Source organism: Streptomyces sp. HUAS ZL42 (assembly GCF_040782645.1).
GTDB lineage: Bacteria > Actinomycetota > Actinomycetes > Streptomycetales > Streptomycetaceae > Streptomyces.
This window is the reverse complement of record NZ_CP160403.1, coordinates 9,504,138-9,526,991: the sequence shown is the minus strand read 5'-3', so window position 1 is coordinate 9,526,991 and position 22,854 is coordinate 9,504,138. Positions and strand designations below refer to the sequence as shown.

Sequence of the window (22,854 nt, the reverse complement as noted above, 5' to 3'; positions counted from 1 at the left end):
CACGTCCGGGGCAGTTCACTGGAACGCCGCGTGGATCTCCTGTTCGGTCGCGGAGTGCGAGACGAGGAGGAGTTCGTCTCCGGCCCGGAGCCGGATCGCCGGATCCGGAACGGTGGGCTGCCCGCCCCTGACGATCGTGGCGACAACCGTCCCTTCGGGCAGCGGAACCTCGCCCAGAGGCCGGCCCACCGCCCTCGACTGTGGCGTGATGGCCGTTTCGATGACGTCGACACCGGCCTTGCTGAGCCGCAGCAGCGCCACCGTGTCGGTGGCCCCGGTGGCCTCCTCGATGAGGGAGATCAGCGGAGTGGCGGCAGGGACGGCGACGTCGACGCCCCAGCGCGCGTCGAACAGCCAGGCGTTTTCGGCGTCGTTGACCCGGGCGGCCACCCGGGGCACCGAGAACTGACGCTTGGCGAGCAGGCTGATCACGAGGTTGTCCTCGTCGTCCCCGGTGGTGGCGATGACCAGGTCGGCAGCGAGCGCTCCGGCGTGCTCCAGGAGGGCCGGTTCGCAGGCGTCCCCGACGACCAGTCGCACCGGAATGCGTCCCTCGAGTTCGGCCACGCGGTCGTCGTCGACGTCGATCAGCGTGACCTCGTTGCGTGCCGCGGAGAGCACCTGGGCGATCTGGGTGCCGAGCCGTCCCGCTCCGGCGATGAGCACGTTCACGTCCCCAGCTCCTTGTCGAGAAAGCCGCGCAGCCTGCCCAGCGCGGTGGCGGCGACGGCGAAGGTGACCAGGTCACCCGCCTGCGCAGGCGTGCCGTGCGCGGGAATCAGGGAGCGGCCCGCCCGTGTGACCTCGACGACGCGGATCTCGCCGTCGACGTCGAACTCGGTCAGCCGCCGCCCGATGAGGTAGTCGGGCACCTCGGAACGGACGAGCAGCGTCTCTCCGTTGCCGAAGCTGAGTTCGGGGCTCAGATGGCGGTGCAGCAGCATCTGGTGGATCTGGTGCACGGTCCAGCGGACGCTGGCGATGGTGGGGATGCCGAGTTCGCGGTAGATGTCGGCACGCCGGGGATCGTAGATGCGGGCGAGGACGATCGGCACACGGTAGGTCTCCTTCGCCGTCCGCGCGCTGACGATGTTGCTGTTGTCCCCCGAGGTGACGGCCACGAACGCGTCCGCGTGCTCGACCCCGGCGCTCTGCAGCACGGTGCGGCTGTAGCCGTTGCCCTCGTGGAAGCGGATGCGGGGGCTGTCGGGCAGCCGCCGGGCCGCCTTGGGACGCCGGTCGACGACGTTCACGTCGTGCCCTTCCGAGGCGAGCAGACCGGCGAGCATGGCGCCCACCCGTCCGCAGCCGACGACGATCACCTTCACCTTGGGGCTCCTTTCCGGCGGTCGGCGCGGCGGCGCAGCCACCCTTTGCGGGCCTCGTCCGCGATCAGGGGCAGAGTGCCGAGCCCGGCCAGGACCGCCCAGTCGGCGGCGTCGAGCGGGGCGGTGTTGAAGACGGCCTGCAGCGGCGGCAGATAGCTGATCGCGGCCATGAGGGCGACGCCGAAGCCTCCTGCCACCAGCAGGGCCGGATTGGACAGCAGTCCGACTTTCAGAATGCTCTGCCGGTCGGTGCGCACGGCGAGGGCGTTGAAGAACTGGCTGAGCACGATCCCGGCCTGGACCATGGTGATCGCCTCCTGGTAGGCGAGGGTGTCCTCGGTGAAGTCGTCGAAGGGGATACCCGAGGAACCGACGTGCCAGAAGAACACGGCGCTCACGCCGATCGCCTGGATGCCACCGAGGAACAGGATCCGCCCCACGACGGAGGCCGAGAACAGACGTTCCCGGCGGGAGCGCGGCGGACGCTCCATCACATCGGGCTCCGGCGGCTCCGCACCCAGGGCCAGGGCGGGCAGCACATCGGACCCCAGGTCGATCGCCAGGATCTGCACCGCGCTGATCGGCACCAGCGGGAACCCGGCGAAGGTCGCTGCAAGGATCGGGACGAGCTCTCCGATGTTGTGGCTGAAGAGGTAGACGAGGAACTTGCGGATGTTCTGGTAGACCGCCCTGCCCAGCCGCACCGCCGCGGCAATGGAGGCGAACGAGTCGTCCAGCAGCACCATCGAGGCCGCCTCCCGGGCCACGTCCGTGCCCGAGGCCCCCATCGCCACGCCGATGTCCGCGTGTTTGAGCGCCGGCGCGTCGTTCGCGCCGTCCCCGGTGACCGCCACCACCTCGCCCCGCCGCTGGAAGGCGGTGACCACACGCATCTTGTGCTCCGGGCTGACCCGGCACAGCAGAAGCTCGGACGGCTCGGCGAGCAGCGCGTCCAGCGCCTCGTCGTCCATCGCGTCGAGCTGGGCGCCCGTCACCACGACCGGATCCGGCCGCCGTACGATCCCGACCCGGCGGGCCACGGCCTCCCCGGTCAGCGGGTGGTCGCCGGTGACCATGACGATCCGGATGCCGGCCCGTCGGCAGGCGGCGACCGCGTCGGTGACCTCCGGACGCGGCGGGTCCAGCATGCCGACCAGTCCCAGCAGCGTGAGTCGGGACTCGGCCCCGTTCTGCTCGGGGCGGGGCCCGTCCAGCTCCCGCCGGGCGACGGCCAGCACCCGCAGCCCCTGTGACGCGAGCGCGTCGCTCGCCTCGACGGCCGCCGCCCGGTCCTGTTCGGTCAGCGGCCCGCGCCGCGCCTCCCACTCCACCTCGCTGCAGCGCGCGAGCAACTCGGCGGGCGCTCCCTTGACGCACGCCTGATAGCCCGCGCCGCTCTTGTGCACCGTGGTCATCAGCTTGCGCGTCGAGTCGAAGGGGAACTCCGTCACCCGCGGCGCGGCCGCCTCCTCCGCGTCCAGGTCGAGGCCGGCCTTGGCCGCGACGACGAGCAGCGCGCCCTCGGTGGTGTCGCCGAGCACCCGCCAGTGCTCCTGAGGGCCCGTGGGCGCAACCAGCCGGGCGTTGCAGCACAGGCTCGCCACCCGCAGCAGTTCACGCACCGGCACCGCGTCGGCGACCTCACCGTTCGGGGCGTACCCCACACCGCTCACGGGGTGCGGCACGCCCCCCGCCCATACCCGCGTGACCGTCATCTCCGCCTGGGTGAGCGTCCCGGTCTTGTCGGTGCACACGACCGTGGTCGACCCGAGCGCCTCCACCGCCAGCAGCTGTTTGATCAGGGCGTGGCGGCGCGCCATCCGCCGCACACCGATCGCCAGCGACACCGACAGCGTCGCGGGCAGCCCCTCCGGCACCAGCGCCACCATCACACCCAGCGCGAACACGAACAGGGTCACCACGGGCTCCCCGGTGGGCAGCCGAACGGCGAACATCAGGGCGCCGATCGCCAGGGCCGCGCCCGCCACCCGCCGCGCCATGGATGCCACCTGGAGCTGCAGCGGCGTCTTCTGCCGCGGAGCCGCCGCGGCCAGCCGGTAGATCCGCCCGAACTCGGTAGCGGCGCCGGTGGCGAAGACCACGGCCTGCCCGGACCCTGCGACGACGTCGGTGCCCATGAACACGCAGTTGCGCGCCTCCAGCGGCGGACCGGCCGCCACCGGCTCTGCCGTACGGCCCACGGCGTTGCTCTCCCCGGTCAACGGCGCGTTGTTCACCGCCAGTTCGTGCGCCTCGACCACCCGGCAGTCCGCCGACACCGCGTCCCCGGCCTCCAGCACCACCACGTCGCCCGGCACCAGCTCCCGGGCGGGCACCTCCAGCCGTTCGCCGCCGCGCAGCACCCGGCAGGTGTGAGGCACCATCGCCTCCAGCGCCTGGGCCGTGCGCTCGGCCGAGTACTCCTGGGCGAAGCCGATGACGGCGTTCAGCACCACCACACCCAGGATCGCCACCGCCAGCTGCAGGGTGCCCACGTCACGAGGCTCCTCCAGCCCGTACGCCAGGAAGGTGATCCCCGACGCGACGATCAGCACCACGGCGAAGAGGTCCGTGAACTGCGCCCCCAGCTGGCGCCATACGGGGCGGCGTCCCGCACGCGGCAGTTCGTTGGCGCCGGCCCTCTCCAGCCTGGCCTGTGCCTGCGCGGTCGGCAGGCCGCGCCGTGACGTGTCCAGAGCGGCGAAGACCTCACTGGCAGCGAGTTGCCGTACTGCAGGGCGCGGGCTCGAACCGGACGCGGCGCCGATCGCCTCGTCCTTCCCTCCGCCCGGTGCCAGGGGGTGCGTACCGGTGCGCATCATCCGATCCCGGTCGGTGACGAGATCCTCGTCGCCGGTGGAATCGGCCGGGTTGCGCGGAGGGCCTTGGGTGAGGCTGCCATCACGGACTCCAGAGAGCTCGGCGGACGTTTCGCCGGTTCGCCGCCCTCGCTCGGCGGCGTCTTCTCATCGTGTGACCGGCCGGCCGACACCACCAGGGCCGTCCGGGGCAGAGGCCCGGGCCGTTCGCCACCTCACGCGGGGCCTGCCATCCGCCTTCCGGACGATGCGTTCGACTGCGTCGGCCTGCTTCCAGGCTGCGGGTTCGCCCGGTCCTGACGGCAGGGGCCGTTCGTCCCTCGTCAACGCCGACGGCGTGTGACACAGGCGGTCAGTCCCTGTGGTTCACGGCGGTCGCGAGGCTGAGCCGTGCGCGCCTGGCGCGCCAGGCGTGCTCGGTCAGCAGCACGGTGGAGGCGGTCGCGAGGCAGATCACCCACTGGGCGGGGGTCAGGGAAACAGTGTCGAAGACTCCCTGGGCGGCGGGCACCTGTACGGCGATGACCTGAAGGATGAGAACGGCTGCCAGGCAGATCCACAGGGTGCGGTTGCGCAGCTGGTGGCGGCCCAGGACGGGGCCGTCCTCGCTGCGCGCGGCCAGGGCGTTGCACAGCTGGAAGAGGACGAAGGTGGTGAACGCCATGGTGGCGGCGGTCGCGGTTGCGGAGACATGGCGGGCGGTGGCGAAGACGGCCACGGTGCCGACGGCCATGACAGCACCGGAGCGGGTGATGGCGGCCAGGCGGCGGGCGTTGAGGATGCGCTCGCCGGGCGGGCGGGGCGGACGGTGCATCACGTTGTCCTGCGGGGGGTCGACGCCCAGGGCCATGGCGGGCGGCCCGTCCATGATGATGTTGACCCACAGCAGCTGGATCGCGGACATGGGGGCGGGCAGCCCGGCCAGGACGGTGGCGAGCAGGGTGAGGATGGCGCCGATGTTGGTGGACAGCTGGAAGCGGACGAAGTTGACGATGTTGTCGTAGATGCAGCGGCCTTCGCGGACCGCGCGGACGATGGTGGAGAAGTCGTCGTCGGTCAGGACCATGTCGGCGGCTTCCCTGGCGACATCGGTACCGGTGATGCCCATGGCGACACCGATGTGGGCGGCGCGCAGGGCCGCGGCGTCGTTGACGCCGTCGCCGGTCATGGCCACGATGTGGCCCTTCCGGGAGAGTGCGCGGACGATCGTCACCTTGTGTTCCGGGGCGACGCGGGCGAAGACCCCGACGTCCTCGACGCGCTCCGCGAGGTCCTGCTCGCTCATCCGGGCCAGTTCGGTGCCGGTGACGACGTCGCCGGTGATGCCGAGTTCGCGGGCGATGGCGGCGGCGGTGTCGGCGTGGTCTCCGGTGATCATTTTGACGGTGACGCCGGCGGCCTGCGCGAGGGCGACGGCATCGCGGGCCTGGGGGCGGGGCGGGTCGGCGATCCCGGCGATCGCGGTGAGGGTCAGCCCCGTCACCGCCGGGGGGTGCGGCTGGTCGGCGGTGGCGGTGGCCGCCCCGAGGACACGCAAGCCCTGGCCGGCCATCCACCGGGCGGCGGCGGTGACCTCACGGCGGCGCTCGCCGTCGAGGGGCGCCGGTCCCTGTGCGGTCAGGACGTGGGTGCAGCGTTCCAGGAGGACGTCGACGGCTCCCTTGGCGTGAATGCGGATACGGCCGTCCGCGTCGGTGTGGAAGGTGGCCATGTACTTGGCGGCCGGATCGAAGGGGACCTCACCGGAGCGCGGCGTGTGCGTGCGCAGTCCGGCGTGCAGACCCGCTTTGGCGGCGAGCACGATCAGCGCGGCCTCGGTGGGGTCGCCGATGACGCCGTCCGGGGTGAGGCGGGCGTCGTTGCACAGCGCAAAAGGCAGGACCGCGTCGTGCAGGGATGTGTCGTGCGGGTCGTGCGGGTCCGCCGTGGGCTGCCCCTCGACAAGGCGCACGGTGCCGGCGGTGTCGTATCCCTCGCCGGTCACCTCGTAGCTGCGCCCCGCGGCCCACAGGGCACGGGTGGTCATCTCGTTCAGGGTCAGGGTGCCGGTCTTGTCGCTGCACACCACGGTCGCCGAGCCGAGTGCCTCGACGGAGGCCAGGCGTTTGACGATGGCACCGCGGCGGGCCATACGGTGGACGCCCAGGGCCAGGGTGAGCGCAAGTACGGCGGGCAGCCCCTCCGGGATCGCGGCGACCGCCAGGGCCACCGCCCGCAGCGCGAGATCGGCCAGGTTCTCGCCGCGCAGGACGGCCACGAGCGCGTACGCGACCACGGCGACGCCACTGACCAAGGCGAGGCGTCGCCCCAGGCTGTCCATCTGAACCTGCAGCGGGCTGGGCGGTTCCGCGCCGGTGCGCAACGCCTCGGCGATCGCGCCGACCTCGGTGCGCATGCCGGTGGCCGTGACGATCATCTCCGCGCGGCCGCGGGTCAGCGCGGTGTTCATGAAGAGCATGCCGGTGCGCTCGGCGACGGGTACGGGGGCGTCACCGCCGGCCGCGGTGGGTGCCGTCGTCTTGGCGACGGGCTGGGACTCGCCGGTCAGCGCGGCCTCCGCGGCCTCGACCGACTCGGCGACCACCAGGCGCCCGTCGGCCGGGACACGGTCGCCGGCCTCCAGGAGAACAACGTCGCCGGGCACCAGGGTGCCCGCCGGGATCACCCTCACCTGACCGTCGCGGCGCACGCGCGCGGTGGCGACCAGCATCCCGCGCAGCGCTTCCAGGCTGCGCTCGGCGCGGCGCTCTTGCAGGTAGCCGATGATGGCGTTGATGAGAAGGACGACGGCGACGACGACGGCGTCCTTGATGTCGCCGATGACTCCGGCGACCACGGCGGCGGCGAGCAGGATTCCGATCAGCCAGCTGCGGAACTGGTCCAGCAGGCGAAGCCACTGCGGTCGGCGGGCCGGTTCGGCCAGTTCGTTGGCTCCCCAGACGCCGGCCCTCCGCTCGGCGTCCGCCGTGGTCAGACCCGCGGCGGGAGCCACGTCGAGCAGGTCCGCCACCTCGGCTGCCTCCCGCCGGTGGGCGTCCGCCACCAACTGCGGGCCCGTCTGCGGGGGCGGATCGTGGAGCCCGGCCGTGGGGGTCTGCTGAGGCACGGTCACTCCTTGCCACGGACGACGGTGACGGGGCAGTGCGAGTGGTGCAGCAGGGCCTGGCTGACGGAGCCGAGCAGCAGACCGGCGAAGCCGCCGCGTCCCCGGGCGCCGACCACCACCAGCTGGGCCTCCCGGCCGGCGTCGATCAGGGCCGGGCGGATCCGGGAGCGCACCAGACGCCGCTCCACCGAAACCTGCGGAAAGACCTTCTGCCAGGAGGACACGGTCTCGTCCAGCAGGTGCTGCTCGGCCTCACGCAGATGGTCGGCGTCCACCACCACGGCGGTCAGCGGGTCGCCGGGGCCCTCGTAGGCCCGTTCGCTCCAGGTGTTCCACACATGCACGGCGACCAGCGGTGCCTTGCGCAGTGCGGCCTCGGCGAACGCGAACTCCACCGCCGCCTCGCCTGCTTCGGAGCCGTCCACGGCCAGCACCACGGCACCGGCCGGATCCGGGCGACCGCGCACCACCATCAACGGGCAGTGGCCGTGCGCGGCCAGCTGCACCGCCGTCGAACCCAGCAGCAGCCCGGCGAAACCGCCCAGGCCACGGCTGCCGACCACGGCCAGCGCCGCCGAACGCGACTCGATCTCCAGCACCTCAAGCGCCTCACCGGCCACCACGGACCGGGTGATCTCGATGCCCGGCGCAACCGCGTACGCCCGTTCCTCGGCCCGGGCCAGCGCTCCCCGCGCCATCGGCTCCAGACCGTGGTCGGCCGGGTTCCACGGCGGGGTCCCCGTCGGCAGGTGTCCCGGCCCATGGCCGAAGGCGTGCACAATCCGCAGGGAGACCCCGCGCAGGTGCGCCTCACGAGCCGCGACGTCGACCGCGTCAAGACTGGACGCGGAACCGTCCACACCCACGATCACCGGATCAGTCACTGCGTACTCCCATCCCATGAAGCCGCCGACGCGCGGCTCCCCTGAGCTCCCAGCCTCGGGGCAACCATCCACCGCGGCCAGGGGCCATCAGGCCGCCCGAGGGACCGCTCGGCCCTGCCGACACCCCTGAGTGGTCGGAACACTGACCATCACCCCGTACGGAACGGCCACCTGCGGCACCGGTCTCAAGTACCCGCCTGCCGCCCGACCGGCACCTCGCCCGCACCCGCGCCCGCGGTGCGCAACCGGACGGCGGGCCCCGCGCCTGACGATGTCAGTGATGCTCGCCCGCTCCCCGCACCACCGCGACCGGGCAGTGCGCGTGGTGCAGCACGGCCTGACTGACCGACCCGAGGAGCAGACCGCGGAAACCGCCGCGCCCCCGGGCACCGACCACCACCAGCTGAGCGGACCGGCTCGCCTCGATCAACGCCTCCCGCGTCCTGCCGTGCACCGTCCTGTGCTCCACGGCCACGCCCGGATACCGCTCCCGGCGACCCGCGAGCGCCTCGTACAACAGGCGTTCCTCCTCCCCGGCGAGCGCGCCCGGGGGATTCGCGAACGGCATGGACGCATCCTGCGGTGCGGGCATCGGCGCGTTCCACGTGGTCCACGCATGCAGCGCCAGCAGGGGGACATTTCGCAGCGCGGCCTCGGCGAAGGCGAAGTCCACCGCCCGCTCTCCTGAAGCCGAACCGTCCACACCCAGCACGATCGGCCCGTCGGCACCAGGCTGCTCACGCACCACCAGCACCGGACACCGGCCATGCGCCGCAAGATGCACCGCCGTCGACCCCACCATCAGCCCGACGAAACCGCCCAGGCCGCGGGATCCGACGACCACCAGTTCGGCGGAACGCGACTGCGCCTCCAGGACCGTCAGCGGCTCACCGGTCACCACGACATGACTGACATCGACCCCTGGTGCCGCCGCCCGCGCTCGCTCCACCGCCTCGGCCAGCAGATGATCCACCATGTTCCGTATCCCGCCCTCGGGCGGGCCGAGCGACGACGAGCCCAGGGGCACGTGCATCGCGGGCCAGATGAACGCATGCACCACCCGCAGCCCCGCCCCGCGCAACCGCGCCTCCCGTGCCGCCTCCTCCGCAGCGGCAAGACCCGACGCCGACCCATCCACCCCCACGACCACCAGACCACTCATCGTGACTCCCACGTCCAGACACCGTTGCCCGCCACCTCCAGACTCACCCCGGTCACACCGCGCCGCCATGGGGCTTGACGGCCGCTACGAGGGCCGACCAGCCCTCCCCCGCGAAGGCCACGTGCCTGCGCCAGGGCCAACCCTGCGCCGGTTGCCACCGATCACTGCCGAGCGTCCACGTCCGTTCGACGGCTGACCTTCCCGCTCGACGGCCGGCCTTCCCGCCCGCGTGGATCCGCAGCCGCAGCCATCGACAGGCAACGCCGCGAGAAGAGCCGGGAAAAAGCGCGGGAAGCCCGACCTGCAGCCCGCCGCAACTGCGAGGTGGTGCTCGGCAATCGGGCCGGAGCCGTGGACCTCACCGACATGACAGAACGCATCGCTGCAGCGCGGCGGCGGGGCCTCGGGCCCGTCCCACGCGCGAGGCCCATGCACCGTCGTTCGGCCGGAGTCGATGGGCCGACCGGCAGTACGGCGGAGCCCAATGGTCCTTGGGCGGTGTCCTCACGGGGCATAGCGTCGAGCTGAGAACGCACGCCGAAGGCGACAAAGAGGCGGGCAGGGCTTGGCACCACATTGCCACGGGAGCGGATGCCGCCGGACGCCCGGGGGGGGGCAGACCGAGGCCAGGAGGCGGACGTGGAAACCGTAGGCGGTACGGCCGGCCGTGCAACGACGGACACACGGATCGACCTGGACGGCGTGAGCCGCCGCTACCGGGTGGGGCAGGCCGCCGTCACCGCGCTGGACGAGGTCAGCCTGCATGTGAACGAGAGCGCCTTCGTCGTCGTACTCGGCCCCTCCGGCTCGGGGAAGACCACGCTGCTCAACCTGATAGGAGCGCTCGATGCGCCGAGCTCCGGCCGGATCCGGATCGCCGGACAGGACATCACTGCCGCCCCGCCGCGGGAGCTGCAGCGCTTCCGCCGCCGGACCGTGAGCTTCGTCTTCCAGAGCTTCAACCTCTTCCCCGGCCTCACCGCTTTGGAGAACGTGCAGTTCGGGGCCGATGTCGCCGGCCGGGAGAACGCGGCCCGGCTCGCAACGGACACCCTGGGGCAGGTCGGCCTCGGCCACCGGGTGCGGCACTTCCCGCACGAATTGTCCGGCGGAGAGCAGCAACGGGTCGCGATCGCACGGGCGTTGGCCACCGGCAACCCGGTGCTGCTGGCGGACGAGCCGACGGGAGAACTGGACTTCCGGACGGGGGTGCAGATCCTGGGGCTGCTGCGGGCTCAGGCCGAGGCGGGCAAGACGGTGCTGGTGGTCACGCACAACCGCGAGATCTCCCGGGTCGCCGACCGAGTCGTCGAGCTCTCCAGCGGTCGCGTCGTCAGCGACGGACCGCCGTCGGCGGGCCGCGCCGACGTTTCCGAGCTTCGCTGGTAGCGGTGGGCGGCGGTGCGCTGATGAACAGCCGGCTGATGTGGCTTCGCTGGTCCTGGCGGGATCTGCGGCAGCGGTGGGTGCTGGTGCTCGCCATCGCCCTCACCATCGCCCTGGGCACCGGCGCCTACGCGGGATTCTCGGGCACCGACGAATGGCGCACACGGTCGTACGACGCCAGCCACGCGAAGCTGGGCATGCACGACGTGCGGGTGACACTCACCGCGGGCACGACGGCGCCGGCCGGGACACTGCGGAAACTGGTCGCCGGCATACCGTCGGCCGACCGGGTGACCGGGGTCGCCGAGCGGCTCACGGTCGCCACCCAGGTCGACGCCTCACGGGGCGGACGCGAAGTGCTGGTGGCGGGCCGTCTGGTCGGTGCAGCCTCCGACACGGCGGTGGACCGCGTCCACGTCTACACGGGCAGGCAGGTGCAGACCGGCGAGAGCGGCAGGCCCGTCGCGGTGCTGGAGCGCGCCTTCGCCCGCTACTACGACCTGCCGACCTCCGGCACCGTACGGGTCTCGGGCGGCACCCGCATGCGGTACGTGGGCCAGGGCTCCGCGCCCGACTACTTCAGCCCGGCCGCCGACAGCGGGATTCCGATGATCGGCGAGTCGGGCTTCGCGGTGCTGTTCGTGCCGCTGGCCACCGCACAGCGACTGGCCGACGCGGAGGGTCAGGTCAACGAGGTCGTGCTGACCCTGACCACCGGCACCGACACGGAGGCGGTCGCCGGTCAGTTGGAGCGGGCCCTCGGCCGTGGCCCCACACCGCTGTCCGGCACCGTGACCGTCCGAAACGACGAGATCGGCTACCACGCGCTGTACGAGGACATCAACGGCGACGCCAGGCTCTTCGACGTCATCGCGCTGCTGTTGCTGCTGGGAGCGGCGTTCGGTGCGTTCAACCTCACCAGCAGGGTCGTCGAGGCACAGCGCCGGGAGATCGGCATCGGCATGGCGCTGGGGGTGCCGCGGATGCGCATCGCCGCCCGGCCGATGCTGCTGGGCGTCCAGGTCGCGCTGCTCGGCGTCGTCCTCGGGCTCGGCGTCGGCGCCGCTGTCAGCCGGGCCATGGCCGGGCTGCTGACCGGCCTGCTTCCCCTGCCCGTCTGGGACACCCCGTTCCAGTACCGCACCTTCCTGTTCGCCGCGCTGCTCGGCTTCGCCCTACCGCTGCTGGCCGTGGCATGGCCGGTGTGGCGGGCGGTCCGAGTCCGGCCGGTCGACGCCATCAGGGTCGGTCATCTGGCCGCACGCGGCGGTGGCCTGGCCCCGCTACTGCGCCGGCTTCCCGTCCCCGGACGCGGCTACCGGCAGATGCCGCTGCGCAATGTGTTGCGCACACCGCGCAGGACGGTGTTGACCTCTCTCGGGATCGGCGCAGCGGTCGCCATCATGATCACCGTCTTCGGCATGCTGGACTCCTTCGGGACGATGCTCGGCGACAGCGAGCAGGAGGCGACCAGGGGTGGCAGCGGTCGCGTCATCGCCCAGCTCGACGGCTACCACGCCGAGGACTCCGCCCAGGTGCGGGCGGTGGCCGCCGCGGACGGCGTGGACAGCGCCACACCCGTGCTGACCATGCCCGCCACCGCCCGCCGCGGTGACCGCGAGAGCGTGACCCTGCTCGTCCAACTGCGTGATCTCAGCGGCGGGGCGTGGCGGCCCACGCTCACCGGAGGCAGTCTCACGCGCCGCCCCGGTGGCCTGGTGCTCTCCGAGAAGGCCGCGCACGACCTCGGCGTCCGGCCCGGCGATTCCCTCATCCTGCATCACCCTCGGCGGTCGGGACAGGGAACGTTCGCACTCACCGACAGCCGTGTCACGGTTGCCGCCGTGCATCCCAACCCGCTGCGCACGGTGGCCTACCTCGACCGGTCACGGGCCGAGCTGTTCGGGCTCACCGGCACGGCCAACGCCGTCGAGGTCCTCCCCACCTCTGGCACCGAGCTGCACCAACTGAAGCAGGCCCTGTTCGCGACGGCCGGCGTGAGCGGGGTGCAGACGGCCACCGAGACCGTGGACGCGCTGCGCTCCGGCGTCGAGCAGTTCACCGGCATCCTCGACATCGCCGCCGCCGTGACTCTCGCCCTGGCGGTACTGATCGCCTTCAACGCCGCGAGCATCTCCGCCGACGAACGCTCCCGCGAGAACGCCACCATGTTCGCCTTCGGACTGCCCGTCCGGACCGTCCTCGCCATGGCCGTGGCCGAGAGCACCCTCCTCGGCGCGCTCGGCACCGCCGCCGGGGTTCTACTCGGCCAGGGCATCGACCGCTGGATGGTCGAGGTCCAACTCGCCCGTACGATGCCGGAGATCGGCTTCGACGCGACCGTGGCTCCCCGTACCTACCTGACCGCACTACTGCTCGGCATCGGCGCCGTGGCGCTCACCCCGCTGCTCACAGCGCGCCGCCTGCGCCGCATGAACATCCCCGCGACTCTCCGCGTCGTCGAATAACCGCGCCGCGCGCCTCGCTGGCCACGCACGCTCGCAGCGTCAGCGCGACTGGGCACGGCCTCGCCCTCGTTCTCTTACGCGGCCGTGCCCATGCCGCCGGCTGTCCCGCGGGGACGGCCGGCGGCCTCTGGCGGCCGAGACCATGGCCCACGTCGAGGACAACTGGAACCGGTACTTCAAGGAGGCCCGTCCGGTCGACGAACCCGGCAGGACCCAGACCACGGGCCGGGAGACGGGCGTCCTGATCCCTCCGGGATGACCAGAGGGACGACGACGGGTTGGCCGGGGCTCAGGCCCGTGCCATGACTCGGTGGACGCCCGATGGCCAGGAGGAGTTGACGGGATCAGCCCCATCCCAGACGAACGCCTGTGGAAGGCGAACGCGGCGGGAGAAGGCGTGATCATACGAGGGGCGCGACCCATCGCGGAGCAAGCAGGACCTGCCGCTGACGGTGGTCAGCGGCAAGCCCATGAGAGACGACGTAAGTAACTAGCCGTCGGAATCGCCGAGTTGGTTCTGGCTCTGGCTCTGACCCGTACGCCCCGACCGGCGCACCAACTCGCCCGCCGCCAGGGTCGCGGCGGCCACCGCGCGTACCCAGCGCGGGCCGCCCCGCGCCGCCCACACAACGCAGACGCACCCGCCGAGGGCGAGCACGAGGACGCCGGACAAGATGAGCACGGCCATGCGCATCCCCCTCACTTCTGTTGCGGTTCGGCGCCATCCTCTCAGTCCGCGGAACAGGCCGTCGCAGTGGCCCAGGTGTCCGGCGGATCATCCCTGGACGGCCGCGTCCGGCACGCGCATCCGCGGCGCTGCGGGGCGCCGTCATCCGGCTCCGGCAGCCACCGGGCGCGCGCCCGCGCCGAGGACCGCATCCGGTGCGGCAAAGCACCGGCTCCGGCCCGCTTTCCCTCCGCCACACGCGACGAAGCACCCTGACTCTCTGCGAACCCTGAGGGCCGAATTGCAGATTCAGACCGGTTCGGGTTGCGGTTCCGGTTGCGGCACCGGGGCGGCCTTCGGGTCCCACAGACTGGTGGTCCGTACGTAGCCGTAGACCACTGAGGCGGTGGCCAGGATGAGAAGTGGTCCGAACAGCCACGGTTGTTCGGCCATCTCCATCGGGAGATAGCGGTAGGACACCAGGAGCGCGGCGAAGACTGTTGTGCCGTAGGTGACCAGCTGTATTCCTGACCGGTCCCAGCCGCGTTCGAGGGCGCGCAGCGCTGCCTCGATCGTGAGGGTGAACACCACGCCCGCAATGATGTCGGCGCCGTAGTGGTAGCCGAATCCCAGGGTCGCGCCGAGCGTGGCGATCAGCCAGAACGTGCCGGCGAATCGCAGAATCCGTGGGCCCTTGCGGGAATGGATGAAGATCGCGGTGGCCCACGCTGTGTGCAGGCTGGGCATGCAGTTGCGTGGGGTGATTCCGTCGAAGGGCATGTGGTGCGGGGTGTTGATCGGTGTGGGCAGGTTCGGCCACAGGTTGGCGACCGCCCAGTGGCCGCCGTCGGCGCCGTAGGCGAAGACCGGTCCGACCACCGGGTAGATCATGTAGATGCCCGGTCCGAGGAGGCCGATGGCCAGGAAGGTCCGCACCAGGTGGTGGCGTGGGAAGCGGCCCTCGGCCGCCACGTTGCGCAGTTGGTACAGCGCGACGGCGACCGCGGCCACCGCAAGCTGAACGTAGACCCAGTCAAGAACATGGAAGCCGATCGGGCCGGCGGCCCTGACAATCCGGCCAACCAGCCACGACGGGGTGCCCAACGCGTGATCGGCGGTTGCCACGTACTGGTCGAGTACCGTCGGGCGGCTCTTCGACGTGATGAGCAGCCAGGTATCGCCTGTCTTGCGGCCGGTCACCAGCAGAAGGCCCAGCCCGACGCCCTTCAGCAGCAGGACACGTTCCCGGCCGGTGCGGCGCGTGACAGCGATGACCGCACAGCCCAGGGTCACCCACAACGCACCGTTGCCGAAGGAGCGGCCGTCGGTCGTGCCGGCGCCGGCCACCCACCGCACCAGAAAGAAGGCGACGTCAATGCCGATCGCGACACCAGCCGCGATGAACCGTTGCCGCCGGGTGAGCACCACCATCATCAACGCCATACAGGCGTACAAGAGCGGCCCCGATTTGGGGACGAATATCACCTCTCGGACCTGGTTGGTGATCGGACCCCGCTGGCCGTAGTGACGCGCGGCGATCTCCAGCGCGACGAGGAATCCGAGGGCCGCCACACCCACCGTGGCCCACAGAATCGCCCGCGGTTGACGCCACACGGCGAACGCAACTCTGCATTTTATTCGCGAAAACACCCGCGATGTTATGGATATCAATTTTGACCGATTTTCAGATGCTAGTTAAATAGGTCACTCTTTGTACTGGACGGCATGGTTTTCCACTGACGGACGAGCGATAAGGGCGATCATCGCGAGATCGAACATACTATCGGAGCGGCCAGGGTGGGTTTCGCCGGTCATGAGTGACGCGAAGCTCAGTCGAGCCGTGCTCGACGCAGGGCCGTGAACCGGCAGCCTGCGCAGGGATGTCGGCATTTCGACGCGAGCGACCTTGCCTACGACGCCGCCTCTCCAAGGACAGCCGAGCATCAGCCCAGCGGCTGAGCACACCAGCTCAGCTCGGGGCACCGAGGATCCTGTCCTCAGCGTGGCGAGTCGGCGCCGTGACGCGACGGTGCTTCGCCCCGCCGCACAACGGCGGGGCGAAGCACCGGGCCCCGTAACTGCCAACGCCAATGCAGCCGTTCCGGTGGGGCGTTCCTGTGACGCTCCGGTGACCGGGCGGCCCGCCGCCCGGTCACCGCTCTACCGCTGGGTCCACTTCTGGTTGCTGCCGCCGTTGCAGGTCCACAGGACGCCCTTGGTGCCGTTGGCGGTCCCGGCCTGGTAGGCGTCCAGGCACTTGTTGCCGTAGACCACGAGTTCCTTGCGCACGGTGGTGCGCACCCAGGCCTGGTTCTCCCCTCCGGAGCAGTCCCACAGCTGGGCGTCGGTTGCGTTGGTGATGGTGTTGTCGTTGATGTCCAGGCAGCGTCCGGACTGCTGTCCGGCCAGCTGGATGCCGTTGGTGCCGGGCAGCGAACGGACCTCGATCGCGTCGAAGTCGGGCGCCCAGGCCGTGGCGTTGGAGAAGGTGAGGGTGTTGGCCGCGCCGTTGCCGACGAAGCCGACCTTGGTGCCGCCCGAGCAGCCGGAACAGGTGGCATTGGCCGCCGAGCCGCCCTTGGTGTTGGCGGCGTCCTCGGCCTCGTAGGTCGTGCTCGCCGCTGGATACGTCGATAGGCCGCGTCGGCTCACCACTACCGTGCCATGGCCACGCGCTTCACAAACGCGCCTACGTCTTCCACGGCACCGTCACCGTCACATCCGTCCGCCTCTGGCTCAAGCCACAGAAGGGCGCTCGACTACCCCGAGGAACCAATGACGCAGTGACCCACCCATTCATCGGCCGGAATGGAGTCGAACATGGTGTTGGCCCAGGAGTTGGGCCTGCCGAACACCGCACGCGTCAGGAGCACATCGCCCGCCCGCTGGGCACGCGGCATCATCCCCCACTCCGGAGAGCTGATCTCGCCCTCGGGTGTGATCCCTATGACCTCGCCGAGTTCCTCCAAGTGTGCACTTATCTCGTCGGCGAGCTCAGAAGGCCTCCGGCCTATCAGCCGAATCCCGTCCAGTGCCACCTGCGGACCCGTGCGGGCGTCCACAACAACACAGGTCAAACCGATGGAGTCGACGAAGTAGGCCACGACATCCACTCGGCTGGCAGCTGCCTCCGCTTTGCGGAACTGTGCGCGCACCTGCTCGAACGGACCGAAGTTCCTGATCGGTGAGGTGTCGGAGGCAAACCCCCGCGCTTCCATCGCAGCGATCGCCTCTGGCAGGCTCACGCCGAACTGGAGAGGACCGACTCGTTCGAGTGGCTCGAAGTCCCACTGTTCACGGTCGGATTCGGCAATAACGGCCCACTGGTCTGGCCACATAGCTGACGACTCCCCTCCAGCATCCCCCAGCCCTGGGTGCACCATCGGGTGACCCTACAGCCATCGAAGGTCATGAAGATCCTCCGGACGGGGCCGAGTCGTTGCGGGTCATGACGTTGTTGACGGTGGGTTCGGGGCGGTCGGCAGGGCGGGATCGGTTGTGGACGGTCTGGCGCGGACGACGGCTTGGTCTCCTCGTGGACCGAACAGGTGCAGGATCTCCACGGTGTTCGTGTCCGCGGGGCCGAACCAGTGGGGCTCGGTTGTGTCGAACTCGGCCACTTCGCCGGGCCGCAGCGTGACGTCCTGCGCCCCGAGGATGAGGCGTAGCCGACCGGCGAGGACGTAGAGCCATTCGTAGCCCTCGTGGGTGACCAGTTCCGGCTGGCGGGGTGCCAGTACCTGCTTGAAGACCTGGACTCGGCCCGGGTACTGCGTGAGGGGCACGAGGACGCTGCCGCGCTCCCTGTGCACGGGCCGGAGGTGCACCCGAGGGTCACCGCTGGCCGGCGCCGCCACCAGTTGGTCGAGAGCGACGTGGTGCGCCCGTGCCAGCGGGATCAGCAGGTCCAGAGTCGGGCGCCGCTTGCCCGATTCCACCCGGGACAGTGTGCTGACGGAGAGCCCGGTCGTGGCTGCGAGTGCCTCGAGCGTGAGTCCCCGTTCCCGGCGCAGCCCGCGCAGGCGGGGTCCGATGCCGTCGAGAATCCGCTCCAGCTCCGCGTCCTTGGATCCTGTGTTCATGGATCCAGTTTTGCAGTGTTCGCAAAATTGATGGGCTGTGATCGTCGTCCGGTCCGATCCTTGCCGGGCAGTGTTCCGGGACGTGAGAGGTGGACCTTGACCGCGACGACGACTCACCCTGTTCAGCCCATGCTGAGTGCGCGCAGGCGCTGGACGGTACTGGCCGTCTGCTGCCTGAGCATGTTCCTGGTGGGCCTGGACACCACCATCGTCAATGTGGGTCTGCCGGCCATCGGGCGCGGCCTGGGTGTCGACACGCGTGGTCTCGAATGGGTCGTGGACGCCTACACCCTCGTCCTGGCCAGTCTCCTGATCTCCTCCGGCGCACTGGCGGACCGCTTCGGACGCCGCCGGGTGTTCCAGTGCGGGCTGGCCGTGTTCGGCGCGGCCTCACTGGTCTGCGCGCTCGCCCCGTCGGCGGGCGAACTCGTCGCGGCCCGCGCCCTCCAGGGCATCGGGGCCTCGATGCTCAGCCCCGTGGCGCTCGCGATCGTGGTGAACGCGATGCCGGATCCGAAGGAACGGGCGCAGGCGATCGGCATCTGGGCGTCGGTGTTCGGGCTGAGCATGGCTGCCGGTCCCGTCACGGGCGGCGCGCTGCTCGCGGGGCTCGGCTGGCGGGCGCTGTTCTGGATCAACGCACCGGTCATCGCGGTCGCTCTGCTGCTCAGTGCGGTGTTCGTGCCGGAGTCCCGGGCACAGCGGGCCCGGCGACTCGACCTGCCCGGCCAGGTCCTGCTGACCATGGTCCTCGCCGTCGTGGTCGGCGTCCTGATCGAAGGGCCGCGCATCGGCTGGACGTCGCCTGCGGCGCTGGCGGGATACGCATGGGGTTCCGTGGCGACAGCCGGATTCGTGTGGGTCGAGTCCCGCCGACGTGAGCCGCTGATGGATCTGCGGCTCTTCGGGCGCCCGGTCTTCAGCGGTGCCGTCGTGGGCGCGGTCGCGGTCTTCGTGGCCCTGAGCATGACGCTGCTGCTGAACACCCTCTACCTGCAGCACACCCGGGGATGGACACCGCTGGCCGCCGGCGTGGCGACCTTGCCCTTGGCCGTAGGAGCGACCGTCTGCGCCCCCTGGTCCGGCCGCATGGTCGGCCGTACGGGACCGCGGCTGCCGCTGCTCCTTGCCGGTGGTTTCATCACGGTCGGCGGGCTCTGCCTGGTCCGGCTCACCCCGCACACGAGCGTGCTCCTGCTTCTGGCCGCATACTCGCTCATCGGCATCGGGTTCGGCTTCGCCAACGCCCCGATCACCAACACCGCGGTCAATGGACTGCCTTCCGCCCGTGCCGGCGTGGCGGGGGCGATCACCTCCACCGCACGGCAACTTGGCTCCGCCCTCGGCATCGCTCTCGCCGGTGGCCTGGTCACGGCTGCCGGCCCGCCGGAGCTCGCACACGCGTCCCGCCCGGGCTGGATCCTCGTCGCCACCTGTGGCCTACTGCTCTTCCTCGTCGCCCACACTTCACGGCCGAAGGAGGCCACCACGGGTACCACCTCCCCAAAAGCGCGGTGAGCCACGTGACTTACCTCAACGCACCGTTGTCCGTTGAAGGGCGCCGCCGCCTTGTCGAGCGCTGCCGAACTCGCCTCATTGCTCACGTCGCCGGTGAGATGGGAATCTCCCGAGCCTGTGCCACAAAGGGAACCGGGACATCCATCAAGTATTCCTGTATGCCCGGACACGGGGACCTCAGAACAGCAGCGCACAGAGGCCCTTGAAGTCTGAAACGTCATGGCCTCGTGCACCTAGTCCTTCCGCATGCGGACGGCGACGAAAAACGGCGCCTGAAGGGTCTTGAGGTAGCGGGCCTCGTCGACACGGCGGGCGGACTCGGTGGCGCGCGGCTCCACCAGTCGATCCAGGTGTCGCCAGTCTCTGAAAATGACCCTCAGCCAGTTCCTGAAAACTGACCCCTCTGATCATCCTGCGCGGCTCTATCGCGGCTCACAGCCGCGCAGGATGGACGCGATCAGGTCGTCCAGGCCGTGCTCGGCCAACTCCGGAGGCAGTACGCCGCTCACCGTCAGGCCGGCGTAGCCGTGCAGCGCCGCAAAGATCGGTAGCGCAACACGCTCCAGCTGCCCCTCGCGCACTTCGCCGCGGCGTTGCCCGTCGCCGATCAGCTCCAGCAGGTGCTCGGACCACCGGTGGGCGGTCGCGCCCACCGCCTCCGACGCCTCCGGGCTGTGCTTTACCGAGAACATCAGGTCGAGCAGTGCGGCGTTGGCCACGGCGAAGCCCACGTAGGCGCGGGCCGCAGCATCCAGCCGGTCGGCGAACGCCTCACCAGCGCCTTCCTGTGAGGCTGCGATGGCCTCGGCGAGTCGCTCGAACCCGGTCAGCGCCAGGGCGTCCAGCAGTGCCTGCTTGGACTTGAAGTGGCGACTCGGCGCGGCGGGGCTCACCCCGATCTCGCGGGCCAGCTCCCGCAGGGACAGCGCGCCCGATCCCTTCTCGCGCAACGTCTGCTCGGCCCGTGCGAGTAGCGCGGCGGGGAGGTCTCCGTGGTGGTAGGGGCGGTTCGTCATGCCCTCACCCTAGCCGGGTGTGAGCGACGCCCACATTGTTAATGTTGCATACATTGTGGTCAGTGCATACATTGGGGTCATGGCAATGAACGCACACACCCAGCCCTGGAACACCACCGACATCCCCGACCAGACCGGCCGCACCGCCGTCGTGACCGGCGCCAACAGCGGCCTCGGCCTCGCCACCGCCACGGCCCTGGCCGCCGCGGGCGCGCACGTCGTCCTCGCCGTACGCGACACCAAGCGCGGCGAGGCCGCAGCCCAGGCCGTGAACGGCAGCGTCGAGGTCCGCCGGCTCGACCTGGCCGACCTCTCCTCGGTGCGCGAGTTCGCCGACGACTGGCACGGCGACCTGGACCTGCTCATCAACAACGCCGGAGTCATGAACGTCCCCGAGGGCCGCACCAAGGACGGCTTCGAGACGTAGTTCGGCACCAACTACCTGGGGCACTTCGCCCTGACCAACCTGCTGCTGCCGCACATCACGGACCGCGTGGTGTCCCTGTCGTCGACCGCGCACAAGTCCCCGGGCAGTCCCCGCATCCACTTCGACAACCTTGACCTGACCGGCGAGTACGACCCGATGACCGCCTACAGCCAGTCCAAGCTGGCGATGCTGCTGTTCACCCTGGAACTCCAGCGACGGCTCGCCGCAGCCGGCTCGCCCGTCCGCGCGCTGGCCGCCCACCCCGGCTGGGCTGCCACCAATCTCCAGGGCAACGACGCCAGCACCCTGCGGCGCCTGTTCTTCCTCCTCGGCAACAAGTTCATCGCCCAGGACGGCCAGGCGGGCGCGCTCAACTCCCTCTACGCGGCCGTCCAGGACCTGCCCGGCGGCAGCTTCGTCGGCCCCGGCGGCATGTTCGAGATGCGTGGCACCCCCTCCCTGGCCGGCCGCTCGGCGGCGGCCAGCGACCCGGCCGCCGCGCGCCGCCTGTGGACCGTCTCCGAGGAGCTGACCGGAGTCACCTTCCTGGAGCCGACCGCGGCAGTTCAGTCCTGAGCCTCCGGGAGCTCGGTTGAATTCGCGAGGTGGCTCGAACTCGCTGATCACGTGGCTCCCGAACTGCCTGCTCAATACAAGAGGGTGCTGAAGGTGGAGGACTGGGCGGAGATACGTCGGCTGCATCGAGCAGAGGGCGTGCCCATCAAGGAGATCTCACGGCGGCTGGGGTGGCCCGGAACACGGTGCGGGCCGCGTTGAACTCGGACCGGCCGCCGAAGTACGAACGGGCCCCGCGCGGACGGGTGGCGGACGCCTTCGAGCCGCAGATCCGCGGCTTGTTGAACGAGTGGCCGAGGATGCCGGCACCGGTGATCGCCGAGCGCATCAAGTGGCCGTACTCGATGTCGCCGCTGACGAAGAAACTGGCCGAGATCCGGCCGGAGTACGTCGGCATCGACCCGGTCGATCGGGTGGCCTACGACCCCGGCCAGATCACCCAGTGCGACCTGTGGTTCCCGGAGACGAGGGTCCAGGTCGCTCCCGGCCAGCAGCGGGTCCTGCCGGTGCTGGTCATGACGCTCGGCTTCTCCCGGTTTCTGACCGCGGAGATGATCCCGACGAGGCAGGGCGGCGACATCCTGGCGGGCATGTGGTCGCTGATCAGCGGCATCGGCCGGGTGACGCACACCCTGGTCTGGGACCGCGAGGCGGCCATCGGCGGAAGCGGGAAGGTGACCGCGCCGACCGCCGCTTTCGCCGGGACATTGGCCACGAAGATCAAGCTCGCGCCGCCACGCGACCCGGAATACAAGGGCATGGTCGAGCGGAACAACCAGTTCCTGGAGACCTCGTTCCTACCAGGTCGGCAGTTCGCCTCGCCGGCCGACTTCAACCAGCAACTGGCCGAGTGGCTGGAGCGGGCCAACGCCCGCACCGTCCGTTCCATCCAGGGCCGCCCGGTCGACCTGCTGGAGACCGACCGCCAGGCGATGATCGCGCTGCCGCCCTTCGCGCCGCCGATCGGGCTGACCCAGCGGGTCCGGCTCGGCCGGGACTACTACGTCCGCGTCGACACCGTCGACTACTCGGTGGACCCGCAGGTCATCGGCCGGTTCGTCGACGTGACCGCGATGCCGGACACGGTCACGGCCGTCTGCGACGGCCAGGTCGTCGCCCACCACCAGCGGTCCTGGGCCAAGCAGGCCGTGGTCACCGACCCCGTCCACGCGGCCACCGCGGCCCGGATGCGCCAGGCCCTGGCCCTGGGCCGGCAAAGACGCCAGGCGACAACCCGCCAGCACAGCGACGGCCATGCCGTCGCCCTCCGGGCCCTGCCCGACTACGACGCCCTGTTCGGCGTCGACTTCGACCCCGCGAGCGCAACGAAAGCGAGCAGTGAGTGACCACCACCGCACCGACGAAGGACGGCCGAGTTCCTTACCCTCACCGGCGACTCCTACCGCACCCGCCAG

General features: G+C 70.7%; 14 protein-coding genes and 5 pseudogenes. 7 read left to right on the top strand and 12 right to left on the bottom strand.

Annotated features, from left to right (window positions below):
• Positions 1-15: 15 nt before the first annotated feature.
• From ABZO29_RS43575 to ABZO29_RS43550, 6 genes are all read right to left on the bottom strand, one after another.
• Entirely contained in the window at positions 16-672 is a 657-nt protein-coding gene (locus ABZO29_RS43575) for a TrkA family potassium uptake protein (RefSeq protein WP_367325730.1), read from the bottom strand.
• Entirely contained in the window at positions 669-1,328 is a 660-nt protein-coding gene (locus ABZO29_RS43570; RefSeq protein WP_367325729.1) for a TrkA family potassium uptake protein, read from the bottom strand. Before ABZO29_RS43570 ends, ABZO29_RS43575 begins: the two co-directional genes overlap by 4 nt.
• Entirely contained in the window at positions 1,325-4,147 is a 2,823-nt protein-coding gene (locus ABZO29_RS43565) for a cation-translocating P-type ATPase (protein WP_367325728.1), read from the bottom strand. The genes ABZO29_RS43570 and ABZO29_RS43565 overlap by 4 nt, the downstream gene beginning before the upstream one ends.
• Positions 4,148-4,499: 352 nt before the next feature.
• The gene (locus ABZO29_RS43560) at positions 4,500-7,253 is read right to left on the bottom strand and encodes a cation-translocating P-type ATPase (RefSeq protein WP_367325727.1); all 2,754 of its coding nucleotides are present in this window, start codon (positions 7,251-7,253) and stop codon (positions 4,500-4,502) included.
• A 2-nt stretch (positions 7,254-7,255) separates the two neighbouring features.
• A complete protein-coding gene (locus tag ABZO29_RS43555; protein ID WP_367325726.1) occupies positions 7,256-8,137 on the bottom strand; it encodes a universal stress protein in 882 nt (293 codons plus the stop codon).
• A 274-nt stretch (positions 8,138-8,411) separates the two neighbouring features.
• Positions 8,412-9,299 carry a universal stress protein gene (locus ABZO29_RS43550; protein WP_367325725.1) on the bottom strand — a complete coding sequence of 296 codons (888 nt, stop codon included), beginning with the start codon at positions 9,297-9,299 and terminating at the stop codon, positions 8,412-8,414.
• Positions 9,300-9,938: 639 nt separating this feature from the next.
• Here ABZO29_RS43550 and ABZO29_RS43545 point away from each other — a divergent pair.
• Both ABZO29_RS43545 and ABZO29_RS43540 read left to right on the top strand, forming a co-directional pair.
• On the top strand, positions 9,939-10,688 hold the full coding sequence (locus ABZO29_RS43545; RefSeq protein WP_367325724.1) for an ABC transporter ATP-binding protein: 750 nt from the start codon (positions 9,939-9,941) through the stop codon (positions 10,686-10,688).
• A 20-nt stretch (positions 10,689-10,708) separates the two neighbouring features.
• Positions 10,709-13,153, top strand: coding sequence for an FtsX-like permease family protein (locus ABZO29_RS43540; protein WP_367325723.1), 2,445 nt, complete (start codon positions 10,709-10,711; stop codon positions 13,151-13,153).
• A gap of 490 nt (positions 13,154-13,643) precedes the next feature.
• On the opposite strand, the gene ABZO29_RS43535 is transcribed toward ABZO29_RS43540, so the two are convergent.
• From ABZO29_RS43535 to ABZO29_RS43525, 3 genes and pseudogenes are all read right to left on the bottom strand, one after another.
• Positions 13,644-13,841, bottom strand: coding sequence for a hypothetical protein (locus ABZO29_RS43535; protein WP_367325722.1), 198 nt, complete (start codon positions 13,839-13,841; stop codon positions 13,644-13,646).
• A 288-nt stretch (positions 13,842-14,129) separates the two neighbouring features.
• Positions 14,130-15,413 (bottom strand): phosphatase PAP2 family protein, encoded by a 1,284-nt coding sequence (locus tag ABZO29_RS43530; protein ID WP_367326403.1) that lies wholly within the window; start codon positions 15,411-15,413, stop codon positions 14,130-14,132.
• Positions 15,414-15,992: 579 nt separating this feature from the next.
• Positions 15,993-16,328 (bottom strand): annotated as a pseudogene (locus ABZO29_RS43525) (ricin-type beta-trefoil lectin domain protein); the annotation flags it as partial.
• A 144-nt stretch (positions 16,329-16,472) separates the two neighbouring features.
• Here ABZO29_RS43525 and ABZO29_RS43520 point away from each other — a divergent pair.
• Positions 16,473-16,567, top strand: a pseudogene (locus ABZO29_RS43520) (IS5/IS1182 family transposase); the annotation flags it as partial.
• A gap of 12 nt (positions 16,568-16,579) precedes the next feature.
• On the opposite strand, the gene ABZO29_RS43515 reads toward ABZO29_RS43520, so the two are convergent.
• Positions 16,580-17,158: a hypothetical protein gene (locus ABZO29_RS43515; RefSeq protein WP_367325721.1), complete on the bottom strand. Its 579-nt coding sequence runs from the start codon at positions 17,156-17,158 to the stop codon at positions 16,580-16,582.
• Positions 17,159-17,266: 108 nt separating this feature from the next.
• Positions 17,267-17,902 carry a helix-turn-helix domain-containing protein gene (locus ABZO29_RS43510; RefSeq protein ID WP_367325720.1) on the bottom strand — a complete coding sequence of 212 codons (636 nt, stop codon included), beginning with the start codon at positions 17,900-17,902 and terminating at the stop codon, positions 17,267-17,269.
• Positions 17,903-18,031: 129 nt separating this feature from the next.
• Here ABZO29_RS43510 and ABZO29_RS43505 point away from each other — a divergent pair, with 129 nt between their 5' ends.
• A complete protein-coding gene (locus ABZO29_RS43505) occupies positions 18,032-19,420 on the top strand; it encodes an MFS transporter (protein WP_367325719.1) in 1,389 nt (462 codons plus the stop codon).
• A 5-nt stretch (positions 19,421-19,425) separates the two neighbouring features.
• Positions 19,426-19,548: pseudogene (locus tag ABZO29_RS43500) on the top strand (IS481 family transposase); the annotation flags it as partial.
• A gap of 294 nt (positions 19,549-19,842) precedes the next feature.
• Here ABZO29_RS43500 and ABZO29_RS43495 read toward each other — a convergent pair.
• A complete protein-coding gene (locus ABZO29_RS43495; protein ID WP_367325718.1) occupies positions 19,843-20,436 on the bottom strand; it encodes a TetR/AcrR family transcriptional regulator in 594 nt (197 codons plus the stop codon).
• 79 nt (positions 20,437-20,515) lie between these two features.
• On the opposite strand from ABZO29_RS43495, the pseudogene ABZO29_RS43490 reads away from it, so the two are divergent.
• Positions 20,516-21,439, top strand: a pseudogene (locus ABZO29_RS43490) (oxidoreductase).
• An 84-nt stretch (positions 21,440-21,523) separates the two neighbouring features.
• Positions 21,524-22,785 (top strand): annotated as a pseudogene (gene istA, locus ABZO29_RS43485) (IS21 family transposase).
• The last annotated feature ends 69 nt before the right edge of the window (positions 22,786-22,854 follow it).

What these genes read in the sequence shown, in the direction of transcription:
- ABZO29_RS43540 (WP_367325723.1), top strand. Translation starts at nt 10,709, where the DNA reads ATGAACAGCCGGCTGATGTGGCTTCGCTGGTCCTGGCGGGATCTGCGG.
- ABZO29_RS43535 (WP_367325722.1), bottom strand. Translation starts at nt 13,841, where the DNA reads ATGGCCGTGCTCATCTTGTCCGGCGTCCTCGTGCTCGCCCTCGGCGGG.
- ABZO29_RS43495 (WP_367325718.1), bottom strand. Translation starts at nt 20,436, where the DNA reads ATGACGAACCGCCCCTACCACCACGGAGACCTCCCCGCCGCGCTACTC.
- ABZO29_RS43550 (WP_367325725.1), bottom strand. Translation starts at nt 9,299, where the DNA reads ATGAGTGGTCTGGTGGTCGTGGGGGTGGATGGGTCGGCGTCGGGTCTT.
- ABZO29_RS43515 (WP_367325721.1), bottom strand. Translation starts at nt 17,158, where the DNA reads ATGTGGCCAGACCAGTGGGCCGTTATTGCCGAATCCGACCGTGAACAG.
- ABZO29_RS43565 (WP_367325728.1), bottom strand. Translation starts at nt 4,147, where the DNA reads ATGCGCACCGGTACGCACCCCCTGGCACCGGGCGGAGGGAAGGACGAG.
- ABZO29_RS43505 (WP_367325719.1), top strand. Translation starts at nt 18,032, where the DNA reads ATGCTGAGTGCGCGCAGGCGCTGGACGGTACTGGCCGTCTGCTGCCTG.
- ABZO29_RS43510 (WP_367325720.1), bottom strand. Translation starts at nt 17,902, where the DNA reads ATGAACACAGGATCCAAGGACGCGGAGCTGGAGCGGATTCTCGACGGC.